This is a genomic window from Dactylosporangium sp. NPDC050688, assembly GCF_040654515.1.
Classification (GTDB): Bacteria; Actinomycetota; Actinomycetes; order Mycobacteriales; family Micromonosporaceae; genus Dactylosporangium.
The window spans coordinates 12,224-36,249 of sequence record NZ_JBFAIC010000027.1 but is presented as its reverse complement, the minus strand read 5'-3'; the positions used below and the strand labels follow the sequence as shown (position 1 = coordinate 36,249).

Below are 24,026 nucleotides of genomic sequence, written 5' to 3'. Positions count from 1 at the left end.
GCTTTCCCAACGACGCGTTCAAATATGATCGAGCGCCCGAACCATGCACATGGCGCACCAAGCACATCGAACATATGTTCGAAAGCGTAGTGGGTCCCTACTTCAGCCGCAACTGCTTGCGCAGGAACGCCACCCGGTCGGCGCGCGCCGCCTCGAACGCGACGAGATCATGACCGGTGTCGTAGTCCTTGCGTTCCTTCGGGCCGGCGACGCCGTTGGCCAGCTCGGCGCGCTCGGCCTCCGGCACCACCGTGTCCTGCCTGCCGAACTGCAGCAGGACGGGCTTGCGGCCGGTCACCGCCACGTACGGCGGCGCATCGAAGCGCGACAGTGCGTCCAGGTACGCGTGCCAGTCCTGCGGCACCGGCTGCCGGACCATCCACCGGGAGATCCGGCTGGTCCCCGACGCCAGGACGCTCGCCGTGATACGGGTGTCGATGCCGTACAGGACGGCGCCCTGGACGGCGCCCCAGCTGTGCCCGGCGAACCCGGCCCTGGAGCCGTCGCAGTCCGAGCGGCGGATCAGCAGGTCGAAGGCCCGGCGCAGGGCCACGACCGAGTCCGCGACCACCTTGCTGTCGGCGACCGGGTCGCCCGACGGCTTGAGCGGCAGCTCCGGCACGCAGACCAGCGCGCCCAGCCGGGCCACCGCCAGCGCCTCGGCGAGCAGGGTGTCGCGGTTGCCGTCGCTGCCGTGCGCGTAGACGACCGCCGGCAGCCGGCCGGTGAACTTCTCCGGGCCCAGCACGTACGCCGGGATCTCCTCGCGCCCCCTGGTGTCGGAGTACGTGACGTCCTCGAGGATCACGCCGTCGCCGGTCCGCTTGTCGGTCAGCTGGGCGTTCATCGTCGCCTTGGCGTCGTAGCCGAACAGCTTCTCCAGTTCCGCGATCGGGATCGCGGCGGGCACGTACGCCGAGGGGTCGAACGTGCTGGTCGGCTGGACCGCACCGGAGGAGCCCGGTGCCGCGCCGCCCTTCACGTCAGGTGCATTCGACTCCTCGGCGCACGCTTGGACCAGCATCGCTGCCAGTCCCGCCACCCCGATGTGCAACACCCCGCGACGCCGCACCGCACTCCTCCATGAGCTCGCCCGAACTTCGAGACCATGACGGTACCGGCGTCGCTTTCTCCTACAGGACAGACCGGCGAGGTACCCCCCTGGTTGCCTTCGGGTTTTTCCGTGGGGTGCCCTCGGGGGCTCGGCGCGGCGGAAAGTGTCAGAGGTTGCGGGTAACGTCTTGGAGCGTGACTTCAGGTGTGACGGGCGTTCAGCCGCCGACGGCGAAGCAGGTTCCGCACGAGCGGACGCACCACGGCGACACCGTGGTCGACGAGTATTTCTGGCTCCAGAACAAGGAAGACCCGGACACGGTCGCCTATCTCGAGGCGGAGAACGCGTTCACCACGGCGGCGACCGCACACCTGGAGAGCCTGCGCGAGACGGCGTTCAACGAGATCAAGTCCCGCACCAAGGAGACCGACCTCTCGGTGCCGACCCGCAAGGGCGCCTACTGGTATTACACGCGCACCGAAGAGGGCAAGCAGTACGGGATCCACTGCCGCGTGCCGGTCGCCGCGGGCCAGACGACCCCGCCCGACCTCGGCGACGGCGGCGCCCTCCCCGGCGAGCAGGTGCTGCTGGACGGCAATGAGCTGGCCGGCGACTCCGAGTTCTTCGCGCTGGGCACGTTCGACATCAGCCCCGACAGCCGCCGCCTGGCCTACAGCACCGACTTCGCCGGCGACGAGCGCTTCACCCTGCGCGTGAAGGACCTCGACACCGGCGAACTGCTGCCCGACACCGTCGAGGCCGCGTTCTACGGCTCGGCGTGGTCCGCCGACGGCTCGACGCTGTTCTACATCACGGTCGACGAGGCGTGGCGGCCCAACCGGGTCTGGCGGCACACCCTCGGCACCGCCGCGAGCGAGGACGTGATCGTCCACGAGGAGACCGACGAGCGCTTCTGGGTCGGCGTCGACCTCACCCGCTCCGAGCGCTTCATCCTCATCGACATCCACAGCAAGGTCACCAGCGAGGTCCTGGCCATCCCGGCCGACGCGCCGGCCAGCACGCCGCTGTCGATCGCGCCCCGCCGCCAGGGCATCGAGTATTCGGTGGAGCACCACGGCCACCGGTTCCTGATCCTGCACAACGACGGCGCCGAGGACTTCGCGCTGGCCTACACGTCCGCCGACGCCCCCGGCTCGTGGACCACGCTCATCGAGCACGAGCCCGGCACCCGGCTGCTCGGCGTCGACGCGTTCGCCGGCCACCTGGTCGTCTCGCTGCGCCGCGACGGGCTCACCGGCATCCGGGTGGTGCCGCTGCAGGGCGCCGCGCCGTATGACATCGCCTTCCCCGAGCCGATCTACGCCGTCGGCCCCGAGGCCAACCTCGAATACGACACCACCTCGTTCCGCCTGCACTACGTCTCGCTGGTCACGCCGGACTCGGTCTACGACTGCAACCTCGACAGCGGCGAGCTGACCCTGCGCAAGCAGAAGCCCGTCCTAGGCGACTTCGACCCGGCCCGCTACGAGCAGCACCGCGAGTGGGCCCTCGCCGAGGACGGCACCCGCGTGCCGATCTCCATCGTGGCCCGCGCCGGCACCCCGCGCGACGGTTCGGCCCCCGCCGTCATCTACGGCTACGGCTCCTACGAGGCCTCGATGGACCCCTGGTTCTCCATCCCGCGCCTGTCGCTGCTCGACCGCGGCGTCGTCTTCGCCGTCGCCCACATCCGCGGCGGCGGCGAGATGGGCCGCCGCTGGTATGACGAGGGCAAGCTGCTGGCGAAGAAGAACACGTTCACCGACTTCGTCGCCTGCTCCGAGCACCTGGTCAAGGCCGGCTGGACCTCGTCGGACAGGCTCGTCGCCCGCGGCGGCTCGGCCGGCGGCCTGCTCATGGGCGCGGTGGCCAACCTCGCCCCGGAAACGTTCGCCGGGATCGTCGCGCAGGTCCCGTTCGTCGATGCCCTCAACACCATCCTCGACCCGTCGCTGCCGCTGACCGTCACCGAGTGGGAGGAGTGGGGCAACCCGCTCGAGGACCCCGAGGTGTATGCGTACATGAAGTCGTACACGCCGTATGAGAACCTCTCGGCCCGCCCGTATCCGGCGATCCTGGCCGTGACCAGTCTCAACGACACCCGCGTCCTCTACCACGAGCCGGCCAAGTGGGTCGCCCGCCTGCGCGCCCTCTCCCCCGGTTCGCACGTGCTGCTGAAGACCGAGATGGGCGCCGGCCACGGTGGCCCGAGCGGCCGGTATGACGCCTGGCGCGAGGAGTCCTTCATCACGGCGTGGGTCCTGGACCGGGTCGGGCTCGCCTGAGCCGCGCGGGCCGCCCGGGCCGCCCGGTTTCGCCGGCTCGCTGAGCGGGTCGCGCGGAGGGCAGGTCCGGCGCCTGGACGGTCGAGCCGGACGCGGCCGGTGAGGTGCCGGGCCTGGTGCGCCGGGCGGGCGCGGCGAGCGGCTCCCCTCCGTGGTGGGCGGGCCTCAGCCGGCTGACGGACCCTTGCTGCCGTCCTTGCCGTGTGTACGGTCGCGCCGCCGTCTGATGCGGTGGTGACGTGGTGGGGGTCGGGGTACGACAGAAAGGCCCGGCCAACGTCACGGCCACCGCACCAACTTCGGCGCGGCTCGTGCTGCCCAGGGCCGGTCGGGGTCCCGCCCTGGGCCCCATGCTCGTTGCCGCTGGCACTGCTTGCGCCGGCGTGCGACAGCCCCGCGCGTGCGACAGCCGGTGGTCGCCATTCGCCAGCCGGGCCGCCAGCCGGGCCGCCATGATGATCCAAGTCGCGTCCGGGTCATCCGGACGACCACGACGCGACTTCGATCAACCCTGCAAGATCATCAGTGAGCCGGTCGGCGGCCAGGGGCGCCCGCCGGCCACGAAGCGGCGGCAGCCATGCGGCCGGCGGCCACAGCGCGGCGGCGGCCAGGCGGCCGCTGGTCACAGAGCGGCAAGGGTCGCGGGTGACACCCGAAAGGGTGGGGATAACCCGTGCGGCTGTCCACAGCGTTCTGTCCCCACCTGTGGATAACGCCCGCCTAAGCTGTGGATACACGTGTGCACGCCTGTGGATAACCACGTGGCGTACGCCGGGGATCCGCCTGCGTGTTGCCTGATCATCACGCGGGCGAGGGGTGATGGGAGTGGCGATGCCCACAGGCGTTACCCACAGCCTGTGGATAACTGTCAGTCGGCGAAGAGGGTGGCGGCCAGGCGGGGGTCGATGTTGCCGCCGCTGACGACGGCCACGGTGCGGCCGGCCGGGAGTTCGTCGCGGTGGTGGAGGACGGCGGCGGTGGTGACCGCGCCGCTGGGTTCGGCGATGAGGCGGCCGCGGCGGGCGAGGACCTTGACCGCGTCGAGGATCTCGTCCTCGGCGACGGTGACGATCGCGTCGAGGTGGGCGCTGAGGTGCGCGAGGGTCAGCTCCGACAGCGGGGTCCGCAGGCCGTCCGCGACCGTGCTGAGCATGCGCTGCTCGGGCCAGATGCGCACGATCCCGGCGGCGAGGCTCTCCGCGGCGTCGGCGGCGACGGCGGGCTCGACGCCGATCACGGCGACGTGCGGGGCGAGGGCCTTGATCGCGGTCGCGACGCCGGAGGAGAGGCCGCCGCCGCCGACGGGGACGACGACGACGTCGACGTTGGAGAGGTCCTCGAAGATCTCCAGGCCGACGGTGCCCTGGCCGGCGATGATGTCGGGGTGGTCGTACGGCGGGACGAGGGTCATGCCGCGCTCGGCGACGAGCTGCCTGGCGACGGTCTCGCGGTCGGCCTGCGGCACGAGGATGACCTCGGCGCCGTAGCCGCGGGTCGCCTCGATCTTCAGCGGGGTGGACACGTCGGGCATGACGACGGCGACGGGGACGCCGAGGGCGCGGCCGGCGTAGGCGAGGGCCTGGCCGTGGTTGCCGGAGGAGTGCGTGACCACGCCGGCGCGGCGCTGGTCGAGGTCGAGGCGGTGCAGCGCGTTGGTGGCCCCGCGGAGCTTGAAGGCGCCGATCGGCTGGAGACTCTCGGGCTTCAGCCACAGTTCGTCGGCCCACGGGCACGGCAGCAGCGGGGTGCGGACCACGAGGCCGGAGATCCGCGCGGCGGCGTCGCGGATGTCGTCCAGGCGGACGAGGTCTTGCTGGGTGGCGGTCACGAGGTCATCTTGACAGCCCACGAGCTTGATCACCCTCCTCGCGTCCGGCGAATGAGAGATCCATAACGTCGCTCGTCAGCCGCTGTTGAAGAACCTCGCGGCGCCCGGGTGCAGGGGGACGGGGTCGGTGCCCGAAGCACCCGCTTTGTCGTAGTTGGCGCCCTCGGGGTGGACCCGGCTCAGCTCCACCTGGTAATCGAAGAGGATCTTGGTGAGGGCGTACGCCAGCGGCTCGGGCATGTCCGGGGAGACCAGCACCAGGTTTCCGATCACGATCGTGTCGATGTCGGCCGGGGTCTGGTAGGCCGACTTGGGCAGCTTTCCGGCGGCGTAGACCGCGCCATGACGGGACGTGAGCGCCCGGTAGACCTCGCCGAGCGGCAGCAGGGAATACTGCCCAGGCGCGCTGGCCAGCAGGTCGGCGATGCCCGGCGTGGGCAGACCACCGGTGAAGATGAGCGCGTCGAGGGTGCCGGCCTGCATGCCCTTGGTCGTCTCGGGCAGCGACAGCCGATGCCGGACGATGTCGGTGTCCGGGTTGAGCCCGCCGGCGGAGAGCAGCCGGCCCGCGAACACGTCGGCGCCGGAGCCGGCCGAACCGGTGGAGACCCGTTTGCCGCGCAAGTCGGCGAAGGTGGTGATGCGCGCGCTGTTGCGGACCACGACCTGGGCGTAGCTGCGGTACACCTTGGCCAGCGCGACCACCTTCCGCGGCCCGCCGTCGAAGGCCCCCTTGCCGGCGACGGCGTCGGCGGCGGTGTCGGCGATGCTGAACGCGACGTCCATGTCACCGGTCGCGACGCGCTGGATGTTCTCGCCGGAGGCGCCGGTCGCCTCGGCGCGCGCCTCGTAACCGGGCACGTGCTTGGTGATCAGGTCGGCGTAGCCGCCGCCGATCTGGTAGTACACGCCGGTGGTGTTGCCGGTGGCGATGTAGATCCGCCCGCCGTGCCACAGGCCGGCGCCGGCCCGGGGCGGTGCCGTGGCGCCGCAGCCCGCGAGCAGACCCAGGACCGCCAGTACAAGCGCGAGACGCCTCACCGCAGCATCGCATCCCGGGGCAGGGGGTCGAGCGCGTCGGCGACCCGGTGGACGAGCATCGCGGTCTCGTAGCCGACCTGGCCGAGGTCGCAGCCGGGCGCGGCGAGCACGCCGAGCAGCGCGCGGTCACCCACCGCCATGACGATCATGACGCCGCCGTCCATGTCGACGATGGTCTGGCGCACCTGCCCGGCCTGCATGACGCGGGCCGCGCCGAAGGTGAGGCTGGCCAGGCCGCTGATCACGGCGGAGAGGTGGTCGGCCTGGTCGACCGGCAGGTCGGCGGAGCAGGCCAGGCGCAGCCCGTCGCCGGAGACGGTGATCGCGTGCGCGACATCGGGCACCTGCCGGGCGAAGCTCGCCATCAGCCAGTCGAGCTGGCCTGCACCGGTCGGGTTCTGAGCGTCTGGCATCGCCATCACTGGTCCTTCTGTCCTGGGGTCGTGCTGTTCGTACGGCGTGCGGCGGCCGACACGCCCTCGGCGAACGCGGACAGCCGGGACCGGACGGTCTCCGGGTCGACCGCGGTACTGCGGGTGGGCTGCGGTTGCGGTTCGGTGACTCCGGGGGCGAGCTGCGCTCCGGGGCTGCGGCGGGGTAGGTCGCCCTCGGACATCGCGCCACCTCCGGCACCGGACGGGATCCCCGCGCGTGGCGGCCATGCGCCGGGCGCGGGCGGGGCAAAGGGGAGGGATGGCTGCTGGATGTCGCCACCGCTGAGGTACGGGCGGAACCAGGGTGCCGGCGGCCCGGACGGAGTTGCCTGATGCTGCTGCGGTACCGCCGGCGCCGGGGGCGCAGGCACGAACGACGAGGACGCCGACGGTGCGGGCACGTACGCGGACGACGCCGCGGCCGGTGCGGGCGCGACCGGCGCCGACCGCTGCTGCGGAATCCGGGGCCGCCCGAGCGGCGCGCCGACGGTCGACGGCACGACCACCGGCGGCGGCCCGGTCCGGGACGAGCCGGACACCGGCACCGCCGAGATCGGCGCCGACGACACCGGCGCGGCGGAGATGGGCACGGCCGAGACGGGCGCGGCGGACACCGGCGCGGACGCCAAGGACTCGGCGGACACCAACGGCTCGGCGGACGGCAAGGGTGCCGAGGTCACCGGCGAGGACGGCAGCGCGCTGACCCGCTCCAGGACCCGGTGCGGCAGCGCCACGTACGCGACGGTCCCGGTGCCGGTGGCGTGCAGCTCGACCCGGATGCGGTGCCGGGCGGCGAGGTGCGACACCACGTGCAGCCCCATCGTGCCGGCCGCGGCGCTGCTCAGCGTCGTCGGCGTGGCCAGCCGGGAGTTGATCTCGGCGAGCCGGCGGGGCGCGATGCCGATGCCGCTGTCGTGGACCCGGATGATCGCGCCGTCGACCGTGGGCCGGGCGTCGACGCGGACCTGCTGCGTCGGCGGGGAGAAGGCGGTCGCGTTCTCCAGCAGCTCGGCCAGCAGGTGGACGAGGTCACCGACGACCGGCCCGGTGATCGCCAGGTCGGCGGACTGGACCTCGACCCGCTGGAAGTCCTCGATCTCGGAGGCGGCGGCGGTGATGACAGCGCCGATGCCGACCGCCTGGGTCGCCGGGCGGCCCGGCTCGCCGCCGGAGAGGACCAGCAGGTTCTCCCCGTTGCGGCGCAGGCGGGCGGCGATGTGGTCGAGCGCGAAGAGGCGGGCCAGCACGTCGGGGTCGGTCTCGTCGCGTTCGAACTCGTCCAGCAGGCGCAGCTGCCGGGTGATGAGGGTACGGATGCGCCGGGCCAGGACCTCGGCCATCCGCGACACATCGACGCGCAGCTCGGCCTGCTCACCGGCGAGCCGCAGCGCGGTGCGGTGCACGGTGGCGAACGCGTCGGCGACCTGGCCGATCTCGTCGTTGGTGGCGGCGATGCTGCGGGTGGCCGCCGCGGCGGCGGTGCCGGTCGGTATCGGCGCGCCGGTGGTCACGGAGTGGATGACGTCGGGCAGCTCCTGCCGGGCGACGGTGAGCGCGGCGGCGCGCAGGCGGCGCAGCCGGCGGGCGGTCCGCACGGCGAGCGTGATCGCGATGGCGAGCGCGGCGAGGCCGATGACGACGGTGCCGATGACGGTGGCCCAGGCGCGCCGCTGCGCGGTGACCGCGATCTGCTCGGCCCGCACGTCGAGGCGGTCGGACAGGTCGAGGCTGACGATGTTGAGCCGGCGGATGAGGCCGGACTGCGCGACGAACCAGGTGTCGGCGTCGACCTTCAGCCCGTCCGGCTCCTTCTCCGCGTTGCGGGCCGCGGCGCTGAGCTTGTCGGCCCGGTCGACGTCCAGGCCGCGGACCTCGTCGTCGTACAGGGTGCGCCCGGCGGGCGTCGCGGCCCGCTGGAACTCCGCGATCCGCTGGTCACGGGCGCCGCGCAGCTCCGACATGGTGCCGAGGTCGCCGGGCACGAGGGCACCCCGGGAGAAGACGGCGCGCAACAGGTCGCGTTCGAGGGCGGCGAAGTGCTCGACCGCGCCGACGGAGGCGACCGCGCGGGCGGCGTTGGCCAGCTCGATGTCGGCGATCTGGGCCGGCACGGCGTCGGCGATGGCGAGTAGTGCCTCGGCGAGCGGCCGGTACACGGGGTCGGCCATCAGCGAGACCGCGGCGTTGTTGTCGGCGGCCTCGCGGGTGGCGCCGAGCCGGCTGTAGATGTCGCTGACGGTCCGCACGAGGAGTTCGAACGCCGGGACGGCCTGCACGGCGGCGCGGCTGTCGGCGAGGTACCGGGCGGCGGCCGCGTCGGTGCGCTGCCGCTGGGCGACCACGAGCGCGACCCCGGACTTGCCGCCACGTTGCCGCAGCGCGGCGGTCTCGGCGACCTCGCGCTCCAGCTCGTGGACGAAGCTGACGGCGCTGGTCGCGGTGGAGGCGAGGGTGCGGGCGCGCACCGCGTCCTGCGCGGCGGAGGTGGCGGTCGCGGCCTGCGCGGTGCTCAGGGCGGCGAGGCCGATCATGGCCACGACGATGGGGGCGAGCAGCTGCGTGCGCACGGAGCGCAGGCGGCTGGGCCGCGCGCCGCCGCCGCGGCGGTGCCCGGCGACCGACGTGTCGGGCACGCCCGGCCTGCGCCGGCCGCCGCCGGCGCCGATCGCACGGGCCGAGTCGGCACCGGCCGCTCGGGAGGAGCTGCTGCCTGTCACCGTCATCCCCTAGCCGTCACAGAGGACACGCGATCTCCGCACATACATGCGGAGAGTGAAGACGAGCGCACTCCCCCGACCCACCGGAGTGAGAGGGATCGTTAAGGAGCACGAAAGGGCACGGTACTGGAAGAGTGCTGCTCCGATAAGACTTCATTCGCCGAACGGCGGCCGTCACAAGCCAAACGGCCCCCGGGGCGCGACTATGCGTGACGGCGGCGTCGCAGTACGAGGAAAACGACCGCTCCGGCGACCACGATGACGACGCCGAGGCCGATCCAGACCGACGAGTGGCGGCCGGTCCCGGTGGTCGCCGCAGGGCTCGGCGTTGAGGTTGTTTTAACGTCCGGGTCGGCGGCCGCAGTGGTCGCCGGGGGCGCCGGCGCCGTGGAGGAGCCCGACGGCGCGACGGACCGGCCGGACGGCTCGCGCAGCGACGGCAGGTCGCTCAGCGCCGGCAGGGTGGAGGGCGGCGCGCCGGGCTCGATGACGGCCGGGGGTCCGGGCAGCGGCGGCCCGGGCGGCGGCGACGGTTTGCCGGTCGCCCCGGTGAGCAGCGCGACCAGCAGCACCCCCGCGACAGTGAACGCCTTCACACCGGACGAAACGGCACCGACCGCCCGTTCCTGAGAACTTCTGGCGGCCGGTGCCGGTGGTGCGGTGGTTACGCGGGCCGGACGAAGACCGAGACGGTCCTGGCCGGGACGGTGAACGTGCCGTGGGTGGCGGCGAATGTCGCCTGCCGGGCCAGGGGGTCGGCCGAGGCCGCCTGGACGGGGTGCAGGGCGAACCCGGCGCCGGCGTACCCGGCGACCGTCTGCGTGGCGGCGGTCGGGCCGGCGTTGAAGATCACGACGACGGTGCGGTAGCGCTGGTCCAGGCCGCGGGCGTCCAGCGTCATCGTGATCACGCCGGGCGTCGCCGACGGGCCCGACAGCGGGAACGCGACCCGCTGCTGGACCTGCCCGGCGGTGCCGAGGGCGAAGACCGGCGAACTCGCCCGGATCCGCAGCAGCTCCTGGAAGCGGGCCGCGGCCAGGTCGACCGCGGCGCAGTCCGGCACCAGGGCCGGGTCGGCCAGCAGCGGCTGCGCGTAGGACCACTTGTCCTGGTTGTCGGCGGCCGGTGGCAGGCCGGCGCCGAAGCCGTTGCCCACCGTGCAGTCCCACCGGATCTGGTTGAACCAGTCGCCGGAGTTGAACGAGTTGCGGTCCAGGGACTTGGAGCGCAGCCGGTCGGAGCCGGTGGTGACGAACCCGGTCCCCTGCCCGAACACCGTCGTGGACAGCGCGAGCACCTGCAGCCTGGCCCGCTGCTCGGCGGTCGTGCCGGTGGGCAGCTTGTAGGCCAGCGCGTCGTACAGGATCTCGTTGTCGTGCGCGTCGACGTACGTGACCCCTTCGGCGGGCAGCCTCGTGTAGCCGGCGGGTGAGCCGTTGTAGTCGACCTGCGCGCCGGTGACCCGGCGGCCGGTGGAGTCGACGAACTCGTAGGCGGCGAGGTTGCCGGTGAGCCCGACCTGGATCAGGTCCTGGTAGTGCAGCAGCCTGGCCCGCTGCTCGGCGAGGGTGCCGTTGGCCGGGTCGCCGTTGGGCGCGGTGTACAGGCCCGAGGCGAAACCCTGGATGCGCGGGTCGCCGTCGAACGGGCCGCCGCCGCGGACCGCGTCGCGGAGCCGGTCGTTGAAGGTGCCGATCCCGGTGCCGGCCATGTTGGCCTGGGTGGCCTGGACGAAGCGGGCGTTGTCGGCGACCTCGCCGAAGTTCCAGCCCTCGCCGTAGATGAGGATCTTCTTGCCGTCGACGCCGTCCTTGCCGAGGGTCAGCTGGTCCAGGGCTGCCCGCACGGCCAGGATGTTGGCCTTCGGGTGGTGGCCCATCAGGTCGAAGCGGAACCCGTCGACCTTGTACTGCTTGGCCCACAGCACCACCGAGTCCACGACGAGCTTGCCCATCATCGCGTTCTCCGGCGCGGTGTTGGCGCAGCAGGTCGAGTTGGCCACGGTCCCGTCGTCCAGCAGCCGGTGGTAGTACCCGGGCACGATCTGGTCGAGGACCGAGTGCGGGTCGGTGCCGGCGGCGGTGGTGTGGTTGTAGACGACGTCCACGACGACCCGCAGCCCGGCGCCGTTGAGCCCGGCGACCATCTGGCGGAACTGGTTGATCCGCGCGGTGCCCTGCGGGTCGGTCGCGTAGGAGCCTTCCGGGGTCGAGTAGTGCAGCGGGTCGTAGCCCCAGTTGTAGCCGTCCTGCTCGGCGATCTGTGCGATGCACGCCTGCTGCTGGCTGGAGTCCGGCGGCAGGGCGGCCAGGTCGCACGGCGGCTGCTGCTGGTCGGCCCGCCGCTCGGGGATCGTGGAGATGTCGAAGACCGGCAGCAGGTGCACGTAGGACGTGCCGGCCCGGGCGAGGTCCCGCAGGTGCGTCATGCCCGCCGACTGCGCCTGCGTGAACGCCAGGTACGTGCCGCGCTGCTGCTCCGGCACGGTGGTGTCGGCGATGGAGAAGTCCCGGACGTGCAGCTCCTGGATCTGTGGCCGGGACGGCACCGGCGGCTTCTTCACCGCCGACCAGCCGGGCGGCTGCAGCGCGGCGTCGGACAGGTCGGCGATCTGGCTGTGGGTGGAGTTCGCGGCCAGGGACACCGAGTACGGGTCCGTCACCGACGCCGTCGTCACCCCCCGCACCGCCGGCTGCCAGGCGGTGACCCGGAAGCGGTAGTAGCGCCCCTTCCAGCTCCGGTCGCCGGCCGCGCTCCACACCCCGGTGTGCTCGTCGCGCTTCATCGGCTTCAGTACCGGCTGCCCTGCCGGGTCGTCGAACAGCTCCAGCGCGACGTTCTGCGCCGTCGGAGCCCACACGCTGACGGTGACCCGGCCGCCCTCGAAGTGCGGGCCGAGCTTCGCCCCGACCGCGCCGACGTACAGGTCGTCGAGCGCCCCGGCGAGCTGCACGGCGCTGGCCTCGGTGACGGCGCCGGCGGCGTCGCGCTCGACCACGACGACCTGTCCGCGCAGCGCGTTCGCGATCGCCGCCCGGTCGCCGGTGACGTGGAACGCCTGATACGCCCACAGGTGCGGGTACTTCGCCCGCTGCGGCTCGGTCAGGCTGCCGGTCGCCCGCATCGGCAGCGCCGTCGCGGTCCCCACGACCTGCCCGTCGACCACCGACAGGCCGCCGGCCCGCGCGGACAGCAGCTCGTAGGTGTGCCCGTCGGTCGGCCCGGCCCGCCACGCGACCGTGTCGCGGTCGACCCACACCGCCTTGGCCTTGGTCAGGTCGGTGTCCGGGGTGCCCTGCGGCGGGATCGGCAGCAGGTAGCGCTCCCGGCCCGACAGGATCCACACCTCGTGGCCGACGGTGACCAGGTCGAGCGCCTGGTCGGCGGGCAGGTCCTTGGTGTCGCCGTTGTGCACGATGTAGTTGAGCGTCGTCGCGTTGCCGGCGAGCGGGACGCGGAACCTGGCGCCGAACGCGTCGGAGCCCTCCGGCGGCAGCGGGCTCGCCCACTCCGTCGGGGTCGCCGCGCCCGTCCACACGTGCAGACCCCACCCGGTGTAGTCACCGGCCGGGCGGCGGTAGTGCAGCACGGCGGTGTGCTCGGCGGCGGCGCGGGTCGGGTGGACGGTCGCCTCGCCGGAGCGGATCCACGCCTCGCCCTGCCGGGCCGGCAGCACCGACTGGTCTGGGCCGGGGTCCTTCACGTCGCCCTTGTGCACGATGAAGTTGACGGGTTTGTTCGGGTCGCTCACCGGTACGTGCCAGACGGCGCCGAACGTGTCGGTGCCGTCGGGCGGGCGGGGCGCGGTCCATTCGGTGGCCGTGCCGGGCGCGAGGCCGTCGCCCCACAGGTGCAGGCCCCATCCGGTGTAATCGCCGTCGGGTCGCGCGTAGTGCACGGCGACGGTGCCGGTGGCCGCGGCCTGGGAGGTGTAGATGGTCGCGTCTCCTTGCTTGAGCCAGATCTCCGGCGTCTTCGTCGGGTCGAGCGAGCGGTCGACGGCGACGTCCTTCACCCCGCCCGAGTCGACCACGAGGAAGCCCACATTCGTCGCTCCCGGTTTCAGCTTGACCCATGCGAAGCGCCCGTACGAGTCCTCCCCGGCGAACGGGGCACCCACCGGCCACGTCATCGGCGTCTCGATGTCACCCCACGCGTAGAGGCTCCACGGCTCGTATCCGCCGGCCGGGCGCTGGTAGTGCACGACCGCGTAGTCGGGCGCGACCGCGCTCGGCGGCGTGCCGACCTTCGCCGTGACCCTCGTCTCAGCGGCCCGGCCGGAGCCGTCCCGGACGACCGCCTTGTACTCCAGCTTCGTGCCGGCCGGCAGCCCGTCGAGGTCGTGGTAGACGGCGTACGGCGCGGCGGTGTCGGTGCCGAGCAGCTGCCACGGGCCGTTGCCGACCTTCGCGGCGAACGTGACCGTGGCCAGCGGGTCGCCGGTGACCTCGGCCCTGACCTCGGCGCGGGCCGGGACGGGCTGCCCGGCGGTGGGCGCGACCAGCGTGATCGTGGGCTTGCCGGCCGGCTTGGCGATCGTGCCGCGGGCCTTGAACACCACCGTGCTCAGCGGCGGGACGTCCAGCTGCAGCCGGCCGTCACCGGCGGAGGCGGCGATCGGCCCGCCGGCCGGGTAGATCCGGTCGAACGTGGTGCTCGCCATGGCCGTCGGCACGGTGACCGTCTGTGTCGTGGTGGCGTTGTTCGTCGCGACCAGGTACTCGACGCGCTGCTTCGGGTCGATGCGGGAGAACGCGAACACGCCCGCGCCCTGCGCCGCGTAGCGGGTCACCTGGATGCCCTGCTTCAGCGCCGGGTGCGCCTGCCGCAGCCGGGCCAGGTCGGCGATGGTGCGGTAGATCGGGTGGGTCATGTCGTAGTGCGCGGTGGCGTGGGTGGTGTCCGTGCCGAGCAGGTCGTCGTCGAGGTAGTCGGGCGAGACGCTCGGGAACATGTCCTGCCGGGCGTCCTTGTCGCCGCCGGCGCCGGTGAAGCCCTGCTCGTCGCCGGAGTAGACGACCGGCTGGCCGCGGGTCAGGAACATCAGCTCGTGGCCGAGCAGGTCGCGGCGCAGGTGGGTGGCCGGGTCGGTGCCGCCGCCGGCGACGAACATGCCGATGCGGCCCATGTCGTGGTTGCCCAGGAACGTGGGCAGGGTGCCCGCGGTGGTGCCGGCCGAGGTGTACAGGTCGTCCTTGGCGTACACGCCCGCCAGGCCGGCGGCCGAGCCGCCGCGTGCCACGAAGTCCGTCGCGGCCTGCTGGAACGGGAAGTCCAGGGTCGCCGGGAGCCGCCCCTTGCGCACGTAGATCGAGTCGAACTCGGGGTCGGCGTCGTACACCTCGCCGAACATGAAGAAGTCGGGCTTGGCGACCTTGTCGATGCCCTCGACGAACTGCGGCCAGAAGTCCAGGTTGACGTGCTTGGTGGTGTCGATGCGGTAGCCGTCGATGCCGGTGTCCTTGACCCAGTCGGCGTAGATCTTCGTCATGCCCCGGACCACCTCGGGGCGCTCGGTCCACAGGTCGTCGAGGCCGAAGAAGTCGCCGTACTCGCTGTTCTCGCCGCTGAAGGTGGAGTCGCCGCGGTTGTGGTACATCAGCGGGTCGTTGAGCCAGGCCGGTTTCTTGACCGTCTTGTCCGCCTCGTTCGCGAATACCGGCGTGTAGGGGAACGACTGCGCGTTGACGGCGGGGAAGCCGTGCCGCCCGTCGGCGAACGCACGGTCGTCGAACCTGTTGCCGGCCGCGTCCTTGTACGGGTAGTCGGTCTTGTTCCGGTACGAGTACTGGTCCTGCGCGTACCGGATGACGTCGGCGGTGTGGTTGGTGATGACGTCGAGGTAGACCTTGATGCCGCGCCCGTGCGCCAGCCGGACCAGCCGTTGCAGATCGTCCTTCGTGCCGAAGTGCGGGTCGATCTGGGTGAAGTCGGTGGTCCAGTACCCGTGGTAGCCGGCCGAGATGTCGGCGCCGCTGCCCTGCACGGGCCGGTTCTTCAGCACCGGCGCGAGCCAGATCGCGGTGGTGCCGAGCCCTTCGATGTAGTCGAGCCGGTCGATGAGGCCCTTGAGGTCACCGCCGTGGTAGAAGCCCTTGTCCGCCGGGTCGTAGCCGGTGCTGAGCCGGTCGCCGGGAAGGCCGCCGGTGTTGTTGGACGGGTCGCCGTCGGCGAAGCGGTCCGGCAGCACGAAGTAGAACTGCTCGGCGTGCTGGGCGGTGCTGCCGGCGAGCAGGCTCGCGATCGACGGCTCGCCCTCCCACTGGGGTATGCCGCCGGCGTAGCCGCTCGGCGCCTGCGCCTGGTCCGGCAGCGTGGGGACGCTGCCCGGCAACGCGGCGAGCATGGCCAGGACGAAACCGGCGGCGGCGATGGTTTGCGTGAGTTTCAGACGCTTCATGGCGGGGCCTCATCATCTCGCGGCAGGCCGTGAACGTATCGACACAGAATGATCGACACAAGGCTTGCCGCGGTTGATCAGTCCCGGTGCAGCGTCCTGGTGATGGCCTCGCTGATGGCGCGCAGCTGCTCGACCTGCTCCGGGGTCAGCGGGTCGAACAGGTGCGCGCGCACCGTCTCCACGTGCCCGGGCGCGGCGGCCTCGATCGCGGCGAATCCCGCCTCGGTCAGGTCGGCGAACTGCCCCCGCTTGTCGTCGTCGCAGTCGCGCCGGCGCACCCAGCCACGGGCCTCGAGCTTGGTGACGGCGTGGCTCAGCCGGCTCCGGGAGGACCTGGTGAGGTCGGCGAGGTCGCTCATCCGCCGGGTGCGCCCCGGCGACTCCGACAGCACGACGAGGATCTCGTAGTACGCGTGCGGCATGCCCGCGTCGTGCTGCAGCTCCCGGTCGAGCCGGTCGATGAGCTGCGTCGCGGCGGTGTAGAAAGCACGCCAGGCACGTTGCTCGTCGGCATCGAGCCAGCGGGTCGGTGGGCTCACGTCGCTCCCTCCACGGGTGCGCGTCGCGCACCATGCTCTGCGCGAAAAGTCTTACTGATCATGTCGGAGAGTGCCAGTTTTCCGGACGGGGAGCCCGTGAACACCTACGATGACCAGGTCAACGACTATCTGCGCGCCGTCGAGCAGGCGCTGGACGGCGTGCCCGCGAGCCGTCGCGACGAGCTGCTTGCCGACCTCAGCGACCACATCGCCGCCAAACTGGCCGAGACCCGGGCCGGTCAGCCGCCTGCCCAGGGCGCGTCGGAGGCCGAGGTGCGCTCGGTCCTGGACCTGCTCGGCGACCCCGCCGACGTCGCCGCGCAACTGCAGGCCGGCGGCGATCCGGCCGGACCGCCGCCACCGATCGCGATCACCCCGGGCCGCAGGGCCGGCGCCCTCATCTGGGTCCTGGTCACGATCGCCACGGTCTCGCTGCTGTGCGTCAGCGTCGTGCTGGTGGGCGTCCTCCTCGTCGTCGCCGGCCGCTGACGCCCGCCGCGGGTCCTAGCCCCGCTGGACGATGTTGACCATCCACGGGATGCCGAATTGGTCGGTGCAGGCACCGAACTCGTCGCCCCACATCTGCTTCTCCAGCGGGACGCTCACCTTGCCGCTCGCGGACAGCTTGTCCCAGTACCGGCGAAGCTCGAGACCGTCGTCGCCGCTGATGCTGACCGTGATCGTGTCGCCGAGGTTGTGCGCCATCTCCGGCGGCGCGTCCGCAGCCATGATCGTGTAGCCGCTCGGCGTCTCCAGCATGCCGTGCATGATCTGCCCGGCGATCGGGCCGGCGTCGGGGTCGAACTCGCCGAATGTGTTCAGCCGCAGGGTGCCGCCGAAGACGCCCTGGTAGAACTCCATGGCCTGCCGGGCGTTGCCCTGGAAGCTCAGGTACGGGTTGAGCCGAGAGGTCATCACAAACTCCCTTTGGTCGCGAGGCCGGACCGCCGACGGCACGTCGACCCGACACTATGCGCAGGTCACGCGCCGCGAGGCCGAATCCGGCGAGCCGGGTCCGCCGGTTCATCCCGCCGCCGGTCAGGCCCTCGTGCCGTACGGTCGGCGGCATGATCCTCCGCTTCGCCACGCCGGACGACGTGCCGGCCGTGCTCGCCTTCTGGAAGCTCGCCGCCGAGGACACCAACCGTGGCGGCGACGACACCGCGGCCGTGCGGGCGCTGATCGAGCGGGACCCGGCGGCCCTGCGGCTCGCGGTCGACAGCGGCGCCGACAACAGCGCCGGCGACGGGGGCGGCGACATCGTCGGCTCGCTCATCGCCGGGTTCGACGGGTGGCGTTGCCACCTGTACCGCTTCGCCGTGCACCCCGCGCGCCGCCGGCAGGGCATCGGGGCGATGCTGCTCGCCGACGCCGAGGAGCGGTTCCGCGGCTTCGGCGGCCGCCGCGCCGACGCCATGGTCCTCGACGACAACAGCCTCGCCCACCACGCGTGGGCCGCCGCCGGGTACACCCCGCAGGACGACTGGCGGCGCTGGGTGAAGAGCCTCTGACCGCCGATTGGCACTCGACCCGCGGCCCGCCGGCTGGCAGCGTCAGCATCATGATCACGCTCGGGGCGGCGGCAGGGGTGGCGCTGGTGGCGCTCGGCATGGTGCTCACCCCCGGGCCGAACATGATGTATCTGGTCTCGCGGAGCATCTCCCAGGGCCGCCGGGCCGGGCTGATCTCCCTCGCCGGGGTCGCCGCCGGGTTCCTCGTCTACCTGGCCCTGGCCGCCGCCGGCCTGTCGGTGATCTTCGCGACCGTCCCGGCGCTGTACGTCACCGTGAAGCTCGCCGGCGCCGCGTACCTCGCCTACCTCGCCTGGCAGGCGGTCCGGCCCGGCGGCACGTCGGTGTTCACGCACCAGGAGCTGCCGCCCGACTCGACCCGCCGGCTGCTCACGATGGGCCTGATGACCAACCTGCTCAACCCGAAGGCGGCGATCATGTACGCGTCGCTGATCCCGCAGTTCGTCGACCCCGCCGCCGGTCACCTGATGGCCCAGAGCTTCCTTCTCGGCGGGGTGCAGATCGCGGTCAGCATGCTGGTCAACGCGGGCATCGTGCTGGCGGCCGGCGCGATCGCCGTCTTCCTCGCGAAGCGGCCCACGTGGCTGCGGATCCAGCGGTACGTGACGGGCACGCTGCTCGGCATGATCGCGGTCCGGCTGGCGACCGACAAGGCGAGGCCGCTGCCGGTGCACTGAGCGGGCTCACCCCCGCAGGGACGCCGCCTTGGACAGCAGGTAGCGCTGCTCGGGGAGGCTGGTCGTGCGGTGGGCGGCGAGCTCGTACGCCGACCGCGCCGCCTCGGCGTCGCCGGACATCTCCAGCAGGTGGGCGCGGACCGCGGCGAGCCGGTGGTGCCGGGCCAGCCGGTCGTCGCCGTCCAGCGCCGACAGCAGCCGCAGGCCCGCCCCCGGGCCCTGCACCATCGCCACCGCCACCGCCTGGTTGAGCGTCACCATCGGGTTCGGGGCGACCCGCTGCAGCAGCCGGTACAGCGCGAGGATCTGCGGCCAGTCGGTCGCGGCGGCCGACGGCGCCTCGGCGTGGATCGCGGCGATCGCGGCCTGCAGCTGGTACGGCCCGGGCGCCCCCTTCGGCAGCGTCCGCGTGATCAGGTCGACCCCCTCGGCGATCATCGCCGGGTGCCACAGCGTGCGGTCCTGCGCGGCGAGCGGGACCAGCGCGCCGTCCGGCCGGGTACGGGCGGCCCGGCGGGCGTCGGTCAGCAGCATCAGCGCGAGCAGCCCGGCGACCTCGCCCTCGTCGGGCAGCAGCCGGTGCACCTCGCGGACCAGGCGGATCGCCTCGGTGGTCAGCTCGGGCCGGTGCAGGTCCTCCCCCGACGAGGCCGTGTACCCCTCGTTGAAGATCAGGTACAGCACCTGCAGGACGACCTGCAGCCGGCCCGTCCGCTCGCCCGCCGGTGGCAGCGTGAACCGCGCGCCCGCCGCCTTGATCTTCTGCTTGGCGCGGCTGATGCGCTGCGCCACGGTCGCCTCCGGCGCCATGAACGCGTGCGCGATCTGCGCGGTGGTCAGCCCGCCCACCGCCCGCAACGTCAGCGCCAGCTGCGACGCGCTCGGCAGCGCCGGGTGGCAGCACAGGAACAGCAGCAGCAACGTGTCGTCTTTGTGCTGGATGTCCGGCGATTCCGATGTTTCATGTGAAACCTCGTGGGCAACGGCGAGCTCCCGCCGCCGCCGCGCGTCCTCGCTGCGGAACTGGTCCGTCAGCCGCCGCCCAGCCACGGTGATCAGCCACCCGCGCGGGTTGTCCGGTACCCCTTCCCGCGGCCACTGCACGGCCGCCGCGAGCAGCGCCTCCTGCACGGCGTCCTCGCAGGCGTCGAACTGCCCGTGCCGCCGGACCAGCACCCCGAGCACCTGCGGCGCCAGCCGGCGCAGCTCCTCCTCCTCGACCCCCACGGCGTCCAACATCCCACGGCCACCGGCGGCGCCGGCACCCATGTCCACCGTGGGTGCCGGCGGCCACGTCCGCCGCCGGTGCCGTGCGCCCGCTGACCGGCGGCGGGCGCACGGCGGCGATGAACCGCGGCGGCGTGACCGGCGGGCTCAGCGCACGGTGCCCGCCGAGCCGGCACCGCGGCGGACCGGCTCGGCGCAGGCGAGGAGCTTGCCGCGGGGCATGAACTCGATCGCCGTCGCCGCGCCGATCTCGGCCATCGGCGTGAACGTGTGCCCGAGCGCGCCCAGGGCCGGTCCGGGGCCGGCGATGAAGGCCGGCTCGGCCACCACCGCCGCGGTGTTGCGCTGGGTGGCACGGGGCGCGGCGAGGGCCTCGGGCAGCGTCATGCCCAGGTCGATCCGGTTGATCAGGATCTGCAGGACGGTGGTGATGATGGTGGAGCCGCCCGGGGAACCGAGGGCGAGGAACGGCCGGCCGTCGCGCAGGACGATCGTGGGGGCCATCGAGCTGCGCGGGCGCTTGCCGGGGCCGGGCAGGTTCGGGTCGTCGGCGGTGCCCTGGGTGTTGGTGAAGTTGAAGTCGGTCAGCTCGTTGTTGAGCAGGAAGCCGCGGCCCGGGACCACGATGCCGTTGCCGCCGATCTGCTCGATGGTGAGGGTGTACTCGACCACGTTGCCCCACTTGTCGGCGACGGTGAGGTTGGTCGTCGACTTGCCGAAGTCGGTGCTCGCGCCGCCGGCGGTGGTGGCGCACGCGTCGTAGCGGCCGTCCGGGTCGCCGGGCAGCACGGGCTTGGCCGCCGCGTGCAGCGGGTCGATCCGGCAGGCGCGCTCGGCCGCGAACCCGTCGGTCAGCAGCGCGTCGAGCAGGCGCCGGGGGGTGTGGTCGCCGACGTACCGGTTGCGGTCGGCGAAGGCGAGGGCGCTCGCCTCCAGGTACCGGTGCAGCGCCTGCGTGCGGTCCAACGCACCGAGGTCGGAGCGCTCGAGGATGTTGAGGGCCTCGCCGACGGTGGAGCCGCCCGAGGACGGGGTGGCCATGCCGTAGACGTCGTAGCCGCGGTAGACCATGTGCGTCGGCGCGGGGCTGCGGACCTCGTAGGCGCGCAGGTCGGCCAGGGTCATGCCGCCGGGGCGGATCTCGTACTGCCACGGCAGGGAGGGGCTGGTGGCGACCGGCGGCTGCTGCACGGCCTGGACGATGTCGCGGGCCACCTCGCCGCGGTAGAAGGCGTCGATGCCGCGGCGCGCCACCAGGTCGTAGGTCGCGGCGAGGTCGGGGTTGCGCAGCGTGCTGCCGACCGCTGGCGCCCGGCCGCCCGGCAGGAACAGCGCCGCGGTCGGCGTGAACTGCGCGAACGCGGCCGCGTTGTCGTTGACCTGGGTCGCGAACGTCTGGTCGACGGTGAACCCGCGCCGGGCCACGTCGGCGGCGGGGCGCAGGTTCGTGGCGAGGGAGCGCTTGCCCCAGCGGCGCACCGCGGTGTCCCACGTCGCCAGGGTCCCCGGTACGCCGGCGGACAGGCCGCTGACGCGGGCCTCCTGGAACGCGTAGGGCTGGCCGGTCGCGGGGTTCACGAACGCGGTCTGCGTCATCGACCGGGGCGCGGTCTCGCGGCCGTCGAGAGTGGACACCCTACCGCTGCGGGCGTCGTAGTACACGAAGAAGCCGCCGCCGCCGATGCCGGCCGAGAACGGCTCGGTCACGCCCAGGGTCGCCGCGACCGCGACGGCGGCGTCGACCGCGTTGCCGCCGCGGCGCAGCACGTCCAGGCCGACCGCGGTGGCCGTCGGATCGACCGAGCTCACCGCCCCGCCGTAGCCGCTCGCGGTGGGCCCGGCGGTCGGTGGCGCGCCGGCCTGCGCGGGCGCGGCGGGCACGAGCAGGACGAGGATCAGGAAGAGCGGGACGAGCCTGCGCACGATGCCTCCCGGAGGATCGACGGTGATCGTTCCTCCTGCCTACCGCCCCGGCGCGCCCGGCACAACCCGGAACGTGCGGCGGTACGCGCTCGGCGCGACCCCGATCGTGGTCTGCAGGTGCTGGCGCAGTGACGCGGCGGTGCCGAGCCCCGAGCTGCGGGCGATCTGCTCCACCGCCAGGTCGGTGCTCTCCAGCAGGCCACGGGCGTGGTCGACCCGCTGCTGCAGCAACCACCGGGCCGGACTCACCCCGGTCTCCTCGCGGAAACGGCGGGTGAACGTGCGCACACTCATCGTCGCGTACGCGGCCATGTCCTGCAGGGTCAACGGCTCACCCAGCCGCTGCAGCGCCCACGCGCGGGTCGGCGCGGTGCTCGTGTCGGCGACCCGGGGCAGCGGCCGCTCGACGTACTGCGCCTGGCCGCCCTCCCGCCACGGCGGCACCACGCTGCGGCGGGCCGCCCGGTTGGCGACCTCGCTGCCGAAGTCGGTGCGCACCACGTGCAGGCACAGGTCGACCCCGGCACCGACGCCGGCGGAGGTGAGCACGTCGCCGTCGTCGATGAACAGCACGTCCGGGTCGAGCTTGACCTGCGGGTACAGCGTCCGGAACTGCTCGGCCCAGCCCCAGTGCGTGGTCGCCGGGCGGTCGTCGAGCAGGCCGGCGGCGGCGAGGACGAACGCGCCGGTGCAGATCGACATGACCCGGGCGCCGCGGGCCAGGGCGGCCTTCAGCGCGGCGGCGACCGCCGGCTCGACGCTGGCGTCCTCCACCGGCCCGCCGCGGGCGATGCCGGCCACGATCACCGTGCCGGCCACCTCGGTGAGCTCCAGGCCGTGCTCGGGCAGCACCTGGAAGCCGGCCGCGCTGCGGACCGGCAGCCCGCCGGGGGTGCACACCTCGATGCGGTACCTGCGGCGGCCGTCCTCGCCGCGGGCCGAGCCGAAGATCTGCGACGGGGTGCCGAGGTCGAACGCCACGACGCCGTCCAGCGCGATCACGGCCACGAGGTGCTGCTCCATGGCCCAATTCTTGCGCACTATGGCTGTCGGGCCACTCGCCCGGCGGTACCGGGTCGAAGATTATGTTTTTCGTGAAACGAATCCATCCGGCCTGGCTGGTCGCCGCCGTCGCGTTCGTCGCGCTGGTCGGCGCGGCCGGCTTCCGCGCCACGCCCGGCGTGATGCTGCACCCGCTGCACGAGGAGTTCGGCTGGTCGCTGGGGACCATCTCCCTCGCGGTGTCGATCAACCTGCTGCTGTTCGGGCTCACCGCACCCTTCGCCGCCGCGCTCATGGAGCGTTTCGGGATCCGGCGGGTGGTGGCGTACGCGCTGCTGCTCGTCTCCGCGGGCAGCGGCCTGACGGTGTTCATGCGGCACAGCTGGGAGCTCATCGCGCTGTGGGGTGTGCTGGTCGGCCTGGGTACCGGCTCCATGGCGCTCGCGTTCGTCGCCACGATCACCGGGCGCTGGTTCGTCACGCGGCGGGGCCTGGTCACCGGCGTCCTGACCGCCGGCGGCGCCGCCGGGCAGCTGGTGTTCCTGCCGCTGCTGGCGCTGCTGGTCGACGCCCGCGGCTGGCGCGCCGCCGCGCTGACGGTCGCCGGCGCGGCCCTCGTGGTGGTGCCGCTGGTCCTGTGGCGGCTGCGCGACCACCCGTCCGAGCTGGGTGTGACCGCCTACGGCGCCGAGTCCGACACCCCGCCCGCGCCCGTCGCGCCCGGCGGCGCGGCCCGGCGGGCGCTGGGCGCGCTGCGCGACGCGTCCCGCGTGCCGGCGTTCTGGCTGCTCGCCGGCGGGTTCGCGATCTGCGGCGCGACCACCAACGGCCTCATCGGCACCCACTTCATCCCCGCCGCGCACGACCACGGGATGACCGAGCCGGTGGCGGCGTCGCTGCTCGCGCTCATCGGCCTGTTCGACATCGTGGGCACGATCGCGTCGGGCTGGCTCACCGACCGGATGGACAGCCGCATCCTGCTCGGCTGGTACTACGCGTTGCGCGGCGCCTCGCTGCTGGTGCTGCCGGTCCTGTTCGCGGCGACCGTCCGGCCGAGCATGGTGGTGTTCATCCTGTTCTACGGCCTCGACTGGGTGGCGACGGTGCCGCCGACGGTCGCGCTGTGCCGGGAGTACTTCGGGGCCAGCGGCCCGGTCGTCTTCGGCTGGGTGTTCGCGTCGCACCAGTTCGGCGCGGCGATCGCGGCCACGACCACCGGCCTGCTGCGCGACCGGCTCGGCAACTACGACCTCGCCTGGTACATCGCCGGCGGGCTGTCGATCTCGGCGGCGGCGCTGTCGCTGCTGCTCCTGCGCACCCGGCGCGGCCTCACGGTCCCCGCCCCGGTGGCCGTCGCGGCCGCCTGA

General features: G+C 72.9%; 17 protein-coding genes. 5 read left to right on the top strand and 12 right to left on the bottom strand.

Annotated elements, in window-relative coordinates; translation table 11 throughout:
- Nucleotides 1-97: 97 nt before the first annotated feature.
- Nucleotides 98-1,072, bottom strand: a complete 975-nt coding sequence (locus tag AB0H83_RS24860) for a hypothetical protein (RefSeq protein ID WP_360098323.1) — start codon at nucleotides 1,070-1,072, stop codon at nucleotides 98-100.
- A gap of 188 nt (nucleotides 1,073-1,260) precedes the next feature.
- Between AB0H83_RS24860 and AB0H83_RS24855 the strand changes: the two genes are divergently transcribed.
- Nucleotides 1,261-3,339 (top strand): S9 family peptidase, encoded by a 2,079-nt coding sequence (locus AB0H83_RS24855; RefSeq protein ID WP_360098506.1) that lies wholly within the window; start codon nucleotides 1,261-1,263, stop codon nucleotides 3,337-3,339.
- Between the two features lie 868 nt (nucleotides 3,340-4,207).
- On the opposite strand, the gene AB0H83_RS24850 is transcribed toward AB0H83_RS24855, so the two are convergent.
- The 7 genes from AB0H83_RS24850 to AB0H83_RS24820 form a co-directional block, all read right to left on the bottom strand.
- Nucleotides 4,208-5,167: a threonine/serine dehydratase gene (locus AB0H83_RS24850; protein WP_360098321.1), complete on the bottom strand. Its 960-nt coding sequence runs from the start codon at nucleotides 5,165-5,167 to the stop codon at nucleotides 4,208-4,210.
- Between the two features lie 75 nt (nucleotides 5,168-5,242).
- On the bottom strand, nucleotides 5,243-6,208 hold the full coding sequence (locus AB0H83_RS24845; RefSeq protein WP_360098319.1) for a TAXI family TRAP transporter solute-binding subunit: 966 nt from the start codon (nucleotides 6,206-6,208) through the stop codon (nucleotides 5,243-5,245).
- Nucleotides 6,205-6,627 (bottom strand): roadblock/LC7 domain-containing protein, encoded by a 423-nt coding sequence (locus tag AB0H83_RS24840; RefSeq protein WP_360098317.1) that lies wholly within the window; start codon nucleotides 6,625-6,627, stop codon nucleotides 6,205-6,207. Before AB0H83_RS24840 ends, AB0H83_RS24845 begins: the two co-directional genes overlap by 4 nt.
- Nucleotides 6,627-9,365, bottom strand: a complete 2,739-nt coding sequence (locus AB0H83_RS24835) for a nitrate- and nitrite sensing domain-containing protein (protein ID WP_360098315.1) — start codon at nucleotides 9,363-9,365, stop codon at nucleotides 6,627-6,629. The genes AB0H83_RS24840 and AB0H83_RS24835 overlap by 1 nt, the downstream gene beginning before the upstream one ends.
- 197 nt (nucleotides 9,366-9,562) lie before the next feature.
- Nucleotides 9,563-9,955, bottom strand: a complete 393-nt coding sequence (locus AB0H83_RS24830; RefSeq protein WP_360098313.1) for a hypothetical protein — start codon at nucleotides 9,953-9,955, stop codon at nucleotides 9,563-9,565.
- A 68-nt stretch (nucleotides 9,956-10,023) separates the two neighbouring features.
- Nucleotides 10,024-15,759 carry a pullulanase-type alpha-1,6-glucosidase gene (gene pulA, locus AB0H83_RS24825; RefSeq protein WP_360098311.1) on the bottom strand — a complete coding sequence of 1,912 codons (5,736 nt, stop codon included), beginning with the start codon at nucleotides 15,757-15,759 and terminating at the stop codon, nucleotides 10,024-10,026.
- Between the two features lie 77 nt (nucleotides 15,760-15,836).
- A complete protein-coding gene (locus tag AB0H83_RS24820; protein ID WP_360098309.1) occupies nucleotides 15,837-16,298 on the bottom strand; it encodes a MarR family transcriptional regulator in 462 nt (153 codons plus the stop codon).
- A 96-nt stretch (nucleotides 16,299-16,394) separates the two neighbouring features.
- Between AB0H83_RS24820 and AB0H83_RS24815 the strand changes: the two genes are divergently transcribed.
- The gene (locus AB0H83_RS24815; RefSeq protein WP_360098307.1) at nucleotides 16,395-16,787 is read left to right on the top strand and encodes a hypothetical protein; all 393 of its coding nucleotides are present in this window, start codon (nucleotides 16,395-16,397) and stop codon (nucleotides 16,785-16,787) included.
- 15 nt (nucleotides 16,788-16,802) lie between these two features.
- On the opposite strand, the gene AB0H83_RS24810 is transcribed toward AB0H83_RS24815, so the two are convergent.
- Nucleotides 16,803-17,213, bottom strand: a complete 411-nt coding sequence (locus tag AB0H83_RS24810) for a VOC family protein (protein WP_360098305.1) — start codon at nucleotides 17,211-17,213, stop codon at nucleotides 16,803-16,805.
- A gap of 152 nt (nucleotides 17,214-17,365) precedes the next feature.
- Here AB0H83_RS24810 and AB0H83_RS24805 point away from each other — a divergent pair, with 152 nt between their 5' ends.
- Nucleotides 17,366-17,809 (top strand): GNAT family N-acetyltransferase, encoded by a 444-nt coding sequence (locus AB0H83_RS24805; protein ID WP_360098303.1) that lies wholly within the window; start codon nucleotides 17,366-17,368, stop codon nucleotides 17,807-17,809.
- A gap of 50 nt (nucleotides 17,810-17,859) precedes the next feature.
- Nucleotides 17,860-18,507: a LysE family translocator gene (locus AB0H83_RS24800; protein ID WP_360098301.1), complete on the top strand. Its 648-nt coding sequence runs from the start codon at nucleotides 17,860-17,862 to the stop codon at nucleotides 18,505-18,507.
- A 6-nt stretch (nucleotides 18,508-18,513) separates the two neighbouring features.
- Here AB0H83_RS24800 and AB0H83_RS24795 read toward each other — a convergent pair whose 3' ends face one another.
- The 3 genes from AB0H83_RS24795 to AB0H83_RS24785 all read right to left on the bottom strand — a co-directional run bounded on the left by AB0H83_RS24795 (nucleotide 18,514) and on the right by AB0H83_RS24785 (nucleotide 22,680).
- Nucleotides 18,514-19,746, bottom strand: coding sequence for a sigma-70 family RNA polymerase sigma factor (locus AB0H83_RS24795; RefSeq protein ID WP_360098299.1), 1,233 nt, complete (start codon nucleotides 19,744-19,746; stop codon nucleotides 18,514-18,516).
- A 135-nt stretch (nucleotides 19,747-19,881) separates the two neighbouring features.
- Nucleotides 19,882-21,615, bottom strand: a complete 1,734-nt coding sequence (gene ggt, locus AB0H83_RS24790) for a gamma-glutamyltransferase (protein ID WP_360098504.1) — start codon at nucleotides 21,613-21,615, stop codon at nucleotides 19,882-19,884.
- Between the two features lie 81 nt (nucleotides 21,616-21,696).
- The gene (locus tag AB0H83_RS24785; RefSeq protein ID WP_360098297.1) at nucleotides 21,697-22,680 is read right to left on the bottom strand and encodes a helix-turn-helix domain-containing protein; all 984 of its coding nucleotides are present in this window, start codon (nucleotides 22,678-22,680) and stop codon (nucleotides 21,697-21,699) included.
- Between the two features lie 62 nt (nucleotides 22,681-22,742).
- Here AB0H83_RS24785 and AB0H83_RS24780 point away from each other — a divergent pair, with 62 nt between their 5' ends.
- Nucleotides 22,743-24,026: an MFS transporter gene (locus AB0H83_RS24780; protein ID WP_360098295.1), complete on the top strand. Its 1,284-nt coding sequence runs from the start codon at nucleotides 22,743-22,745 to the stop codon at nucleotides 24,024-24,026.